13 protein-coding genes and 1 other annotated feature are annotated in these 13,683 nt (G+C 38.6%); of the genes, 7 read left to right on the forward strand and 6 right to left on the reverse strand.

Going from position 1 to position 13,683, the window contains the following annotated elements; translation table 11 throughout:
• The first annotated feature begins 14 nt into the window (after positions 1 to 14).
• The 4 genes from FFM62_RS03035 (at position 15) to xylB (ending at position 5,847) form a co-directional block, all read left to right on the forward strand.
• On the forward strand, positions 15 to 1,394 hold the full coding sequence (locus FFM62_RS03035) for a sugar porter family MFS transporter (RefSeq protein ID WP_115470187.1): 1,380 nt from the start codon (positions 15 to 17) through the stop codon (positions 1,392 to 1,394).
• Positions 1,395 to 1,504: 110 nt separating this feature from the next.
• Entirely contained in the window at positions 1,505 to 2,683 is a 1,179-nt protein-coding gene (locus tag FFM62_RS03040; RefSeq protein ID WP_115470188.1) for an ROK family protein, read from the forward strand.
• 200 nt (positions 2,684 to 2,883) lie between these two features.
• A complete protein-coding gene (gene xylA, locus FFM62_RS03045; RefSeq protein ID WP_115470189.1) occupies positions 2,884 to 4,266 on the forward strand; it encodes a xylose isomerase in 1,383 nt (460 codons plus the stop codon).
• Positions 4,267 to 4,350: 84 nt separating this feature from the next.
• Positions 4,351 to 5,847, forward strand: a complete 1,497-nt coding sequence (xylB, locus tag FFM62_RS03050) for a xylulokinase (RefSeq protein ID WP_115470190.1) — start codon at positions 4,351 to 4,353, stop codon at positions 5,845 to 5,847.
• A gap of 49 nt (positions 5,848 to 5,896) precedes the next feature.
• On the opposite strand, the gene trpA is transcribed toward xylB, so the two are convergent.
• Genes trpA through trpD form a run of 5 tightly spaced genes read right to left on the reverse strand, consistent with a single transcriptional unit; the run spans position 5,897 to position 10,294 of the window.
• Complete coding sequence (gene trpA, locus FFM62_RS03055; protein ID WP_115470191.1) at positions 5,897 to 6,691, reverse strand: tryptophan synthase subunit alpha; 795 nt, start codon at positions 6,689 to 6,691, stop codon at positions 5,897 to 5,899.
• Positions 6,684 to 7,907, reverse strand: coding sequence for a tryptophan synthase subunit beta (gene trpB, locus FFM62_RS03060; protein ID WP_115470192.1), 1,224 nt, complete (start codon positions 7,905 to 7,907; stop codon positions 6,684 to 6,686). Before trpB ends, trpA begins: the two co-directional genes overlap by 8 nt.
• Positions 7,888 to 8,490 (reverse strand): phosphoribosylanthranilate isomerase, encoded by a 603-nt coding sequence (locus tag FFM62_RS03065; RefSeq protein ID WP_115470193.1) that lies wholly within the window; start codon positions 8,488 to 8,490, stop codon positions 7,888 to 7,890. Before FFM62_RS03065 ends, trpB begins: the two co-directional genes overlap by 20 nt.
• The gene (trpC, locus tag FFM62_RS03070; protein ID WP_115470194.1) at positions 8,487 to 9,272 is read right to left on the reverse strand and encodes an indole-3-glycerol phosphate synthase TrpC; all 786 of its coding nucleotides are present in this window, start codon (positions 9,270 to 9,272) and stop codon (positions 8,487 to 8,489) included. Before trpC ends, FFM62_RS03065 begins: the two co-directional genes overlap by 4 nt.
• On the reverse strand, positions 9,269 to 10,294 hold the full coding sequence (gene trpD / locus FFM62_RS03075) for an anthranilate phosphoribosyltransferase (protein WP_115470195.1): 1,026 nt from the start codon (positions 10,292 to 10,294) through the stop codon (positions 9,269 to 9,271). Before trpD ends, trpC begins: the two co-directional genes overlap by 4 nt.
• Before the next feature lie 147 nt (positions 10,295 to 10,441).
• Positions 10,442 to 10,717: a binding site (T-box leader), on the reverse strand.
• A gap of 276 nt (positions 10,718 to 10,993) precedes the next feature.
• Between trpD and FFM62_RS03080 the strand changes: the two genes are divergently transcribed.
• From FFM62_RS03080 to FFM62_RS03090, 3 genes are read left to right on the forward strand one after another with little or no spacing between them, the layout of a single operon-like run.
• Positions 10,994 to 11,407, forward strand: a complete 414-nt coding sequence (locus tag FFM62_RS03080; RefSeq protein WP_240005908.1) for a PTS sugar transporter subunit IIA — start codon at positions 10,994 to 10,996, stop codon at positions 11,405 to 11,407.
• Positions 11,408 to 11,419: 12 nt separating this feature from the next.
• Positions 11,420 to 12,757, forward strand: a complete 1,338-nt coding sequence (locus tag FFM62_RS03085; protein ID WP_115470197.1) for a PTS galactitol transporter subunit IIC — start codon at positions 11,420 to 11,422, stop codon at positions 12,755 to 12,757.
• A 32-nt stretch (positions 12,758 to 12,789) separates the two neighbouring features.
• Positions 12,790 to 13,077, forward strand: coding sequence for a PTS sugar transporter subunit IIB (locus tag FFM62_RS03090; RefSeq protein WP_115470198.1), 288 nt, complete (start codon positions 12,790 to 12,792; stop codon positions 13,075 to 13,077).
• Positions 13,078 to 13,129: 52 nt separating this feature from the next.
• On the opposite strand, the gene FFM62_RS03095 is transcribed toward FFM62_RS03090, so the two are convergent.
• On the reverse strand, positions 13,130 to 13,627 hold the full coding sequence (locus tag FFM62_RS03095) for a cupin domain-containing protein (RefSeq protein ID WP_115470199.1): 498 nt from the start codon (positions 13,625 to 13,627) through the stop codon (positions 13,130 to 13,132).
• Positions 13,628 to 13,683 lie beyond the last annotated feature (56 nt).

The following is a 13,683-nucleotide window of genomic DNA, read 5'->3' on the forward strand; positions in this document are numbered from 1 at the left end:
GAGGGGAAAGAAATATGAGACGTATTTCTACAGGTTTTATCTATTTCTTTGGGGCCTTAGGCGGTCTATTGTTTGGATACGACACTGGAGTTATTTCTGGAGCTATTTTATTTATTCAAAAGCAGATGGCACTGAATTCTTGGCAACAAGGTTGGGTTGTTAGTGCTGTATTGATTGGTGCAATTCTCGGTGCAGCCATAATTGGACCATCTTCAGATAAATTTGGTCGAAAAAAATTGTTGATTCTATCATCAATAATTTTCTTTGTTGGAGCACTTGGCTCTGCATTCTCACCAGAATTTTGGACGCTAGTTATTTCCAGAATTATTTTAGGAATGGCTGTTGGTGCGGCATCAGCATTGATTCCAACGTATCTGGCAGAGCTAGCACCCGCTGATAAGCGTGGTACAGTTTCTAGTTTGTTCCAGTTAATGGTTATGACTGGTATTTTCGTGGCATACGTAACCAACTATGGTTTTTCTGGATTCTATACAGGTTGGCGTTGGATGCTTGGATTTGCAGCAATTCCAGCGGTGATTCTTTTCTTTGGTGGACTATTATTGCCTGAAAGTCCTCGTTTTTTGGTTAAGATTAACCAAGCTGATAAGGCTGAAGACGTTCTACTAAATATGAACAAGGGAAATCAAAAAGCTGTCGATAAGGAACTTGCAAACATTCATGAAGCAGCTAATATTAAAAGTGGTGGTTGGTCAGAACTATTTGGTAAGATGACCAGACCAGCCTTGGTTATTGGAATTGGATTGGCTATTTTCCAACAAGTAATGGAATGCAATACTGTGTTATATTATGCACCAACTATTTTCACTGATGTTGGTTTTGGTGTATCGGCAGCTTTAATAGCGCATATTGGTATTGGAATTTTTAATGTTATAGTAACCGCTGTTGCAGTGGCTATCATGGATAAGTTTGATCGTAAGAAAATGTTGAATATAGGTTCCATAGGAATGGGAATTTCATTATTTGTTATGAGTATTGCAATGAAGTTTTCCGGTGAATCACAGACTGCTGCAGTTATTTGTGTTATTGCACTAACGATTTATATTGCATTTTTCTCAGGAACTTGGGGACCTGTTATGTGGGTTATGATTGGTGAAGTTTTCCCATTAAATATTCGTGGGTTAGGAAACTCTTTCGCCAGTGTTATCAATTGGACAGCGAACACATTGGTTTCACTAACATTCCCATCATTATTGGACTTTTTTGGAACCGGAAGTCTATTCTTAATTTATGGCGTTCTTTGCTTCATAGCTATTTGGTTCGTGAAAAGGTATGTATTTGAAACACGTAACCGTAGTCTGGAAGATATTGAAGAGTCAATGCGTGCACATATAAATACTCCTAAGGTTCAACAAGGACATCAATCAGAAATTTAAAAAAACTATGGCCAGTCTGTGACTGGCTTTTTTGATACCTTATCATTTTAGGAAATATGATAAAGTTATATAATAAAGCGAACTAAAATAGTTAGAAACGAGAAAATATAATGAATGAAGGAACAAAAAAAGAGTCTTTCCACCAAGGAAATTTAAGATTGGTGCTCCAACAGGTTATTAATAATGCACCAATTTCACGGATTGAGATTGCTAGAAATTTGGGTATGAATAAATCATCTATTACGACCTTGTATAATGAAGTAGATGAGATGGGCTATTTAAAAGAAATTGGTAGTGGTGAAGCATCTAAAATGGGTGGACGTAAGCCAACTTTGGTAACCATAAATGATAATTTTGGTTATACAGTAAGTGTTGATTTAGGTTACCGTCATTTACATATTATGTCTAATTTGCTTAACGGCAAAAGCGTTGGTTATGAACGAATTGAAATCAATAATCGTGATATTTACAAGATTATTGATATTGTTAATAAACAAATTCAGACAATTGATGCTGAGATGGAGACAGAACAGGGATTGCTAGGTATTGCTTTTTCAATACATGGGGTGGTCTATGATAATGAAATTGTGAAATCACCATTCTTGGATATGAAAGATGTTGATTTGAAACAAGTATTTGAAGACGAGTACCATGTACCAGTTGTATTGGAAAATGAAGCTAATTTGTCTGCCGTATACGAGCGAGATTTTAACGCGGCGCAAAATGATAACAATATTTTAAGTATTAGTATTCATAAAGGAATTGGTGCCGGTATTATCTTAAATCGTAATTTATATCACGGATTTAAAGGAGCGGCTGGTGAGATTGGAAGCTCGTTGATGTTTACCAATATTGACGAACGGGACCAATATAATTTTAAAAAAGTTGAAAATTTCTGTTCTGAAGATGCCATTATTGAAAGTATTCAGAAACAGAAGAAAACTACTGGCCTAGATCGTGAAGGTCTAGAAAAATTGTTACATGAAGGAGATGAAGATGCACAACGGGTTGTTGACTTGTTTATCGCTGCTATTTCGCGAGTTATTTACAACGCATCAGTGTCATTTTCACCAGAAAAAATATTTATTAATTCGAAATTGATGGAAGATATTCCTGGAATTTTTACGGCCATTCAAACGACAACAAAGAGTTTAGACATGGTGCCAGAACTGTATATGACAAAACAGTCGAATTGTGCAACGTTACTGGGTGCTTGTTCAATTATTACCCACCATGTACTGGGGTTGGATGAATATAATTTGGTATTTGCATATCAAGAAAATAAATAAAAAATAACAATTGTTATAGCCTGTGATTATAGCAATTGTTATTTTTTTATGGTCGTTAAATGATAGAAAAGTTTGTTGTTTTGACAGAAAATAGTTGATAAATTGAATATTTCAGTCTAGAATAGTCCTTTTAAGTTGGTTGGTACATAAAACAGACTAACTCAAATAAGAGTTAGATATTCATTATAGGGGTGAAAAAAATGACTGAATTATTTGATTTTCCAAAAGTAGATTATGTTGGGGGAAAGAAAGGATTGGATTTCTTAGATACTAAGGGATATAACTATTACAATCCTGATGAAGAATTTACAATCAACGGTGAAACAAAACCAATGAAGGATTGGTTGAAATTCTCAGTTGCTTATTGGCACACCATGGACCAGCGTTTAGTTGATCCATTTGGGGAAGGTACTGCTGTTCGTCCATGGGATGTTGATGGTGTTGATGACATGGAAGATATGGACCATGCTTTAGCAAAAGTTGATTACTTATTTGAGTTTATGGATAAGTTAGGATTAGAATACTTTGCCTTCCATGACCGTGATTTGGCACCACAAGGAAAGACATTAGCTGAAACAAATGCTAATTTGGATAAAGTGGTTGATAAGATTGAACAAAAAATGAAAGAAACCGGTAAGAAATTACTTTGGAACACATCATCATTATTCACGGATAAGCGTTTCCTAGCTGGTGGTGCAACCACACCATTCGCTGATGTCTTTGCTTATTCAGCTGCTCAAATCAAGCATTCACTAGAAATTGCCAAGCGCTTGGGGTCACAATCATATGTCTTCTGGGGTGGCCGTGAAGGTTATGAGTCACTATTAAATACAGATACAAAACGTGAATTAGATCATATTGCCGCATTCTTTAAGATGGCACGTGATTATGCTAAGGAAATTGGTTATACTGGTCAATTGTTGTTGGAACCAAAGCCTAAGGAACCAACTGATCACCAATATGATACAGATGTTCAAACAACTATTTCATTCCTACAAACATATGGTTTGGAAAAGGACTTCAAGTTAAATATTGAAGGTAACCACGCTTACTTGGCTGGCCATAAGTATGAGCACGAAGCACGTTTTGCTCGTGAAGCAGGACTGTTAGGTTCACTTGATGCAAACATGGGTGATAAGCAAACCGGTTGGGATATCGATGAATTCCCTAACGACATCTATGAATCAACCTTGGTTATGTATGAATTTATTTTGAATGGTGGTCTACCTAAGGGTGGTTTGAACTTTGACGCTAAAGTACGGCGAGCATCATTTAAGCCAGAAGATTTGTTCTATGCACACATGGCAGGAATGGATACGTATGCAGCTGGTTTCCGTGTTGCGATGAAGATGTATGAAGATGGCTTCTTAGAGAAGACTAAGCATGATCGTTACGCATCATTTGACGAAGGTATCTTTGCAGACTTCGAAAATGGTGAAGGTTCTTTGAAGACGTTTGAAGATTATGTTCTTCATAAGACGAATGATGAAATCTTTGATAAAGTTGAATCACAACACCTTGAGGCAATTAAGGCAACGTTAAATAATTATATTTATTCTGTTTTAGGTCCAACTTTTAACTAAATTTGACAGGATACAAGCACAAGACGCCTCAATCTAATTACTGATTGGAGCGTTTTGTTTATATAAAAAAGATAGGAAATAATTATGACAAAAGAAGTTGTATTAGGCGTCGATTTAGGAACATCGGCAGTTAAAGTGTCGGCTGTTGACCGGCAAGGAACAATCGTTGCACAGGAGGCATATGATTATCCCTTGTCACAACCCGCACCGGGATATAGTGAACAAAATCCTGAAGAATGGGTTAGTGGAACAACGGTTGCTATCGTACGATTGATACTAAATGACCATTTAAAGGCAGAACAAATTAAGGGTATTTCATTTTCTGGACAAATGCACGGATTGGTGACATTAGATAAATCGGGTAAGATTGTTCGTCCAGCAATTCTATGGAATGATACGCGTGCATCTAAACAGACACGTAAAATTAATGAGCAAATGGGTGATGAGTTCATTAATATCACACGTAACCGTGCACAAGAAGGTTTCACGCTTCCAGCTATTTTGTGGTTAAAAGAAAATGAGCCAGAGACATTTTCGCGAATTGATAAAATTGTGACACCCAAGGATTATTTACGCTATCGTATGACCGGTAAATTACAAATGGAGATATCTGATGCAGCAGGGACAGTCGCCTTAGACGTTGCAGCAGGGACTTGGTCAAAACGGGTACAAGAAGTATTTGATTTACCCGCAAATATGTTTCCTGAGATTATTCAATCAATCGATAATGTCGGATCAATTTCAAATGCTTATGCCGAATTTTCAGGCTTAAACACTGAGACACAAGTTATTGGTGGAGCAGCTGATAATGCGGCAGGAGCAGTTGGAGCAGCTATTTTGCAGCCAAATATGGTCATGTCATCGATAGGAACCTCAGGAGTTGTCTTGAAGTATGAGGACACAGCCGATGTTAATTATCATGGTAAAGTAACGTTTTTCAATCATGCCATTCCTAATAAGTTTTACTCAATGGGTGTGACGTTGGCAGCTGGCTGTTCATTGTCTTGGTTTAAGAAAAATTTTGCTAGTGAGATATCGTTTGATGAAATGGTTGATTCTGCAAAGTCGTCAACAATTGGCGCTAATGGTCTGCTGTTTACGCCATACATTGTTGGTGAACGTGGAGATGGTGACATTCGCGGAGCATTTATTGGTGTTGATGGCACACAGACCCGTGCAGACTTTGTGCGATCGGTTCTAGAAGGGATTATCTATTCATTTAAAGATTTGTTTGAAATTTATGAAGCGGCTGGTACGAGTTTTGATACAGTTGTCGCCATTGGTGGTGGTGCAAAGTCATCGTTATGGTTACAAATTCAGGCAGATATTTTTAATACAAAAGTGATAGCACTTCAAAATGAACAAGGTCCCGGTATGGGCGCAGCTATCTTAGCAGCTGTTGGTCTTGGCTGGTTTGATAGTGTACAAGAAGCCGCAAATAAATTTACCAGTTTTGGTGAAACTTATGAACCGGTACCAGAAAATGTTGCGCAATATCGTGAATATTACGAATTATACAAGAAAATTTATGGACAAACAGCCGAGCTATCGCATGATTTGTTAGCTTTGCGGAGAAAATAATTAAAAAGATGTCTGACACTTCTAAGTTATGTCAGACATCTTTTTTGATTTATTTAAGAATAACCTGTTGAGCGGCATCAATACTTTGCCGAATACCCTTCGTAAATGATGCAATTGCAGCGGGTGCATCTTGTTTTTCTGTTGCTACAATATTAACAATCGCACTACCGATAATGACACCGTCGGCAATTTCTGCTAATTTTTGTGCTTGTTCAGGCGTGTGAACACCAAAACCAATTGCGGTAGGAACGTGAGTATATTGTCGGATAGTTTTGACTAATTCTGCTAAACCATGGTAGAAATCATCTCGTTCACCGGTAATGCCGACTGAAGAAACGACATAAATAAAACCAGTTGCGTCTCTAGCGATTTTTTCAATCCGACCACCTGATGTAGGAGAAATTAGAGGCACAATGTCAACATCGTATTTCGTTGCAGTTGGCACGATTTCATCACGACTTTCATAAGGTAAATCGGGGATAACCAGACCACCAATATCTAGATCAGCACATTTCTTTAAGAATGCATCATAGCCATACTTGAAGGGGATGTTTAGATAAGTTAACAGAACAATTGGGACATCGGTTTCTTGTCGGGCTGCCGATACAATTTCAAAAATCGTTCTTGTTTGTACATTTGCTTTAAAAGCTCGTAAATCAGCTGCTTGAATAACCGGACCATCAGCAACCGGGTCTGAAAAAGGAACGCCCAGTTCAACGATATCCGCACCGTTTTTGGCCAGAGCAATGATATTTTGTACTGTTGTATCAAAATCGGGATCATTAGCCACGACGAAGGGGACAAAAGCCTTATGATCTTTAAATACGTCACTTAATTTATTCATCAACGTTAACTCCTTTGTACTTTGCAATGCTGGCAACGTCTTTGTCACCACGACCTGAAAGAGTGCAGACAATAATTTGATCTTTAGACATTGTTGGTGCAACTTTTTCAACGTAAGCAATCGCGTGACAACTTTCAATAGCAGCCACGATACCTTCTTGTTTGGCAATGTATTCAAATGCCTGGACCGCTTCATCATCTGTGATACCCACATATTCAGCACGTTTGGCTTCTGCTAAGGCAGCGTGCTCAGGACCAACACCCGGATAGTCTAATCCAGCTGAAATAGAATAGACAGGATCGATTTGACCATCACTATTTTGCATAAATAATGACTTCATACCATGAAAGACACCAACGGAACCACGTTCGATTGTTGCAGCTGTCTGGCCTGTATCGATACCTTTACCAGCCGCTTCAACGCCCACTAGTTTTACGTTAGTATCATCAAGATAATTAGCAAAACTACCGATGGCATTGCTACCGCCACCCACACAGGCTACGACCATATCAGGTAACTGGTTTTCTTCATTTTGTAATTGTTGCTTTGATTCTTGTGAAATAACACTTTGGAAATACTTGACCATTTCTGGAAATGGTGCCGGCCCAACTGCTGAACCTAGCACGTAGAATGTGTCGTCACTACGACTAGCCCACTCTTGTAAGGCGGCATTCACAGCATCCTTTAATACTTTTGAACCACTTGTCACAGCATGGACCTTTGCACCTAATAGTTCCATTCGATAAACATTTAATTTTTGTCGTTCAGTGTCTTCTTTGCCCATGAAAATCTCACAAGACATCCCCAACAAGGCAGCAATCGTCGCGGTAGCAACACCATGCTGACCAGCGCCAGTCTCAGCAATCAGACGTTGTTTGCCCAAGTGTTTTGCAAGTAAGGCTTGGCCAATAACATTGTTAATTTTGTGAGCACCAGTGTGATTTAAATCTTCACGTTTGAGATAAATTTTTGCACCACCAAGATCCGCTGTCATATTTTTTGCGTAGTATAACAAGGAAGGACGGTTCGCATAATTAATCAGTAAATCTTGTAATTCCATTTTGAATGTTGGATCGTCTTTTAACGTTTGAAAAGATTGGTTAACTTTTTCAAGCTCTGACATTAAAATTTCGGGGATATATTGGCCACCAAAATCATTACCATAGCGGCCAGCTTGTTGCGTGTCGATTTGTTCTTCATTTAATAAAGTTTTCATTATAAGTTTCCTCTTTTGCATGTTTAACGAATTGAATTATTTTTTGGATGTCTTTTTTCTGATTAGTCTCGACACCACTAGAAACATCAACAATGGTTGGTTGTACTGTCTGAATTGCCTGTTGCACATTATTAGGATTTAGGCCACCAGCAAGTATGAAAGGCCGCTTGGGATGGGGAACATCGTTTAAACTCAGCAACCGACCACTGCCTTTCCCACTATCCGCCATGAGATAGTCGGCGGGCGACTGACTATCAATTGGTCGTTGTTCAAAAACTTGGATGACTTTGAGTCCGGCTCTTTGAAGTTGTTTGATTTCAGTGCTAGTAATTGGTCGATGCAGTTGGGCGATATCAATACTACCGGTTTTATAAATTTCTAAAATGTCAGTAATTGATTCACCGACAAAAACGCCGACGGTCTTAATAGATGACTGTAACAAGCTTTTTAAATGCCTTGCAGTCTGTGGAGCAATTTGATGACGGCCTGGTGCGAATACAAAGCCTACAAAATCAGGATGTGCCACATTAACTGCGGTGATGTCGTCAGGCGTCATAAAACCGCAAATTTTAACTTGAGTTATAATGCTGCCTCCTTAAATTCTTTTATTAGGGTGGCTTTTTGTTGTGAACGCATCAAAGTTTCACCCATTAAAATAGCATTGAACCCAGCAGATGCTAAAATTGCCACATCTTCTGAGGTTTTGATACCACTTTCAGCAACAACCGGAATCGTTGTCGGTATCATATGACGTAAGCGTAGGCTGTTATTGAAATCAACCTGAAAAGTTTTCAAATTACGGTTATTGATACCGATAATATTGGCACCTGATTTTAGGGCACGCTGAACTTCTTGCGCGGTATGAACCTCGACAATTGCTTGCATCCCTAGTGATTCAGCTAATTCACGATAGGTTATCAACTGCTGATCATCTAAAATAGCAACAATTAACAGAATAATACCAGCGCCATTTGCCTTGGCCTCATAGATCATATAAGGATCGATCGTAAAGTCTTTACGAAGTGTGGGGACTGAAACGTGATCATTTATATGCTTCAAGTAGGGCAAATGACCATTGAAATAATCAGGTTCTGTTAATACTGAAATTGCATCGGCACCAGCCTTTTCATAAGAAGTTGCAATTTCCACATAGGGGAAATCTGTCACGATAGTCCCCTTTGAAGGGGATGCTTGTTTAACTTCGGCAATAATGTGTAAACCAGGTTGTTTTAAAATGGCAAGAAAATTAGGCTGCGTATCTTTGGGGAGCTGTGCAACAGTTTGTTTTAATTCATCCAAAGATAGTACCTGTTGATGTCGTAATAAACGTTTTTTGGTGACGGTTACTAAATCATCTAAAATCATGCGACGACTTCCTGACTCTTTTTTGAGAAGGCAATTAGTTGTTCGAGCTCTTTGTTGGCTTGACCATTGTCAATGGTTTGAGCTGCGAGCGTGATACCTTCTTGAATACTTAGTTCCGGATGGGCTAAATGTAAGGCTGATCCAGCATTTAGAAGCACAATGTCACGCTGTGGGCCCGTTTTTCCTGCCAGAATGTCACGGATAATTGCCGCATTTTCTGCAGGTGTGCCACCAACTAAGTCTTCAGATTGACTACGTGGCAACCCAAATTGTTCAGGTGTTAAAACATACTGGGTTAATTGACCATCTTGGAGTTCAATAACGGCCGTTTCATTGGCAGTTGTCATTTCATCCAGGCCATCTCTGCCGTGAATAACCATGGCATTTTTTACACCAAGTTTTAGAAGGACATTGGCTAATGGTTCCAATAATTTTTCATCATAAACACCTAGTAATTGAAAAGTCGGGTGGGCAGGATTCAACAGTGGGCCGAGAATATTAAAAATTGTGCGGAAACCTAATTGCTTTCGGGCATTAGCAACATATTTCATTGATTGGTGATATTCCTGTGCAAAGAGAAAGGCAAGATTGTGTTCGTTAAGGCTTTCAAAACTTTTGGCGGGACTTTCATTAATGTCCAGACCTAACGCTTCAATAACATCGGCTGCCCCACTCTTTGAAGAGGCGGCACGATTGCCATGTTTAGCGACTTTTGTTCCCGTTGCAGCGACAATAATGGCACTGGTTGTTGAAATGTTAAAGGTATTCGCATGGTCACCACCAGTACCAACGATTTCCAAAACGTTTTGCACCTTTGGAAATTGTCTGGCATGGTGTTGCATAGCGGTCGCGGCGCCGGCAATTTCTTCGATCGTCGATCCTTTCGCAGCCAGCGCGGTTAATAAACTAGTTGTCTCGATTTCTGAAGTTTGGCCACTCATAATTTCATCTAAAACAGTCTGGCTTTCTTTAAAAGACAAATTTTGGTGACTCATAATTTTTTGGACAGCTTCTTTGATCATAATAATTTCCTCCGAGTAATGTGTACTGTACTAAGTATCTTTAATTGCGAAATTAAAATAGCTGTCCTGCCATCATTTGAATTCAAGGGTTCTTAACATAATTAGCCTCCAATAACACATAAAAAAATCCGCCCATAACTACTAAAAGTTAAGGACGGATTTTTCCGCGGTGCCACCTTAATTTAATTAATTGGGTCACCAAAAAAGGTGCATGTCATTGACAATACCCAACTAATTACGCTTAGCGAAGGACCAACATCCTTCCGGCAACTGACGTATGCCAACACGTTTCTCCGTACTTGAAAGATTTTTTCGGGAGAACCCTCAGTGGTCCATTTAATTATCTGCGTTCGATTGCACTCTCACCAACAGCAATTCTCTTTGCGTGCACAATAATCTTGATCTCCACATCATCGGTTTATTTTGGACGAATTATTAATTGTTGTTTTGTATCTTAGAGCTTTTTAATAATCATGTCAATGATTTTAATTTTCGAAAATATTATTAGTAATAATATCTTGTTACAATACTTATAATTGACAGAACAAAGTAAATAAACTGATAAAAATATTAATTGAGTTGTTAAAGTGGCATAATTTAGCTAAACTAAAGTGAGAACGTTTTCAGGAATAGCTATAGAAATTTTTAGTGGGGATGAGAATAATTGCTATCAGATAAAATATTTTACTAGATGAAGCTGTGGCGGATAATCAAGAAGCACTTGGACAAATTGCTGACCAAATGACTAGGAGCGGGGCAGTTAAGGACTCTTATAAATCAGCAGTTTTAAAGCGTGAGGTTGATTTTCCGACTGGTTTAGCAACCGTCAATATTGGGATTGCCATGCCACATACGGATGCAAAACATGTTAATTATGATCAACTTGGTGTATTGCGTTTACGTGAACCTGTTTCGTTTCTGCAAATGGGGGATGGTGAAAAAATTCAAGTGAAATTTGTGTTTATGCTGGCGTTAAAAGAAGCCCATGCACAACTGGCAATGTTACAGAAGTTAATTGCTTTAATTCAAGATGAAGAAAAAATCAAACAATTGCTGTTAGCTGAAAATACAGATGAAATTATTGAGATGTTAAATAATGTGGGAATTGAGTAGAGAGGGAAAACTATGGGGGTAATTAAATGGCTATTAGATGCTGGTCCAACAGTGTTCTTGCCGTTATTACTATTTATTTTTGGGATTGTATTACGAATTAAACCTGGTAAGGCTTTCAAGTCTGCGTTGATGATTGGTATCGGGTTCACAGGGTTGAATTTAATTCTTGGTTTGTTAACTGATAATTTAGGTCCAGCTGCCCAGGCAATGGTTAAAAACTTTGGATTATCGTTGGATGTCATTGATGTTGGTTGGCCAGCCGCATCAGCCATTTCATATGGGACAACGCTAGGCAGTTTAGCCATCCCGATTGGTGTAGCTTTGAACGTTGTGTTGTTAGTGATTGGTTTGACTAAGACGTTGGACGTTGATTTGTGGAACTATTGGCATATTGCGTTTTCAGGATCGTTAGTCTTTGCGGCCACCAATAACTTTGGCTTAGGTCTGTTCACAATGATCGTGCATGCGATGTTGATTTACTTTTTAGCGGATTTGTCTGCACCGACAATTCAGAAACATTATGGTTTAGAAGGTATTTCGTTTCCACATGGCATTTCAGCACCCGGTTTTGTGCTTGCCTTGCCGATTAACTGGTTATTGGATCGTATTCCTGGCATAAGGAATATCCATTGGACACCAGAAATCATTCAAAAGAAGTTAGGAATCTTTGGTGATTCAGCCGTGATGGGATTGATTATCGGAATTGTTATTGGAGGGTTGGCACAATATGATTTGACGAAAATTTTGAACTTAGGAATTACGACAGCGGCAGTTTTGATTTTGATGCCACGGATGGTTGCTATTTTGATGGAAGGCTTGTCACCGATATCTGAAGCGGCTAACGCCCTGGTACAAAAGCACTTTCCAGGACGTAACTTATATATTGGGATGGATTCAGCTTTGGCGGTTGGTCAAGAAGCGGTTCTTTCTGCTTCATTGATTTTAGTACCGTTTTCATTACTAATCGCGGTTATTCTACCAGGAAATCATGTCTTACCATTCGGCGATTTAGCAACGATACCATTTATGATAGCCATGATGGCAGCTGTATTTGGTGGTAATGTGTTCAGAATTGTGATTGGTGGTGTGATTGATATTGCTGTGTCATTGTATATTGCATCATGGATTGCCCCATTACTGACTTCAGCAGCAAAATCAGCTAATTTTGCAATGGACGGTGCAACATCAATTTCAGTTTTGATAGATGGCGGTGCATGGACGACCTTACTGATCGTGGGCTTAGGAAAACTCATGTCGTGGAGCGGCATGGCGATTGTCTTTGTCACTGTTCTTGGCCTAATGATTTGGCTAAATAAGTTTAAGAAAACAGAAAAAGTAGAGCAACAATAAATTAATTGTAATAAAAAAGGGGAGATATAATCATGACAAAGTCATTAATGGTCGTTTGTGGGACTGGCATTGCAACATCAACAATTGCAACCGGTAAAGTGAAGGAGTACTTAGCTTCAGTCGGAAAAACTGATCAAGTGAAGTTCTTACAATCTAAAATTGCTGATGAAGTTAGCGCTATTGAAAATGGTGATTATGATATTATTGTTTCGACAACGATGGTACCAAGTGCAATTAAAGATAAGGTCATTAATGGTGTTCCTTTATTAACTGGTGTGGGAACGCAAAAAGTGTTTGAAGTAATTGAAGCGAAGCTGTGATGCTTTATAACGAAAAAACAATCAGTGGTCTGTCATGACTACTGATTGTTTTTTATTTTTCTGGTAATTCTTTATAAGCTAATTGTTCAATAATAGGTGCGTGTTCGGGATATTGCGCGATTAATGTTGCTTGTGTAAAAAGTTCAAAATCATGATAATCGAAACCAGGCGTTACAACACAACTAACAACACTAAAATCATGGGTGACACTTGAACCAAAGATAGTATTTTTGGGAACCGTGTATGAAAGGCGTTCACCATTTGCAATATTTGGGCCAATTTTAATAGCTTCATAGTGACCATCTGGGAAAATACAATGGACAGTGAGTGTTGAACCAGCGTGGTAAAACCAAGTTTCATCGGAAGATAGTCGATGAAAGTGCGATGGATTATCAGCATTTAATAAGAAAATGATTGACGTAAAAAGAGCACGACGCCCTCTTGGTAAGGATATGGTTTCATCGCTACGAGATGTTTCGACAAAATAGCCACCTTCAGAATGTGGTTCAAGCTGAAGTTTTTCAATCCAAGCATTCATTGTCTCAGTCATAATAGTACCTTTCCTACTTTCGCTTATTTTGTTCTTTATTATAACAAATACGCTGA

It is taken from the genome of Weissella thailandensis (assembly GCF_005405465.1).
Lineage (GTDB): Bacteria > Bacillota > Bacilli > Lactobacillales > Lactobacillaceae > Weissella > Weissella thailandensis.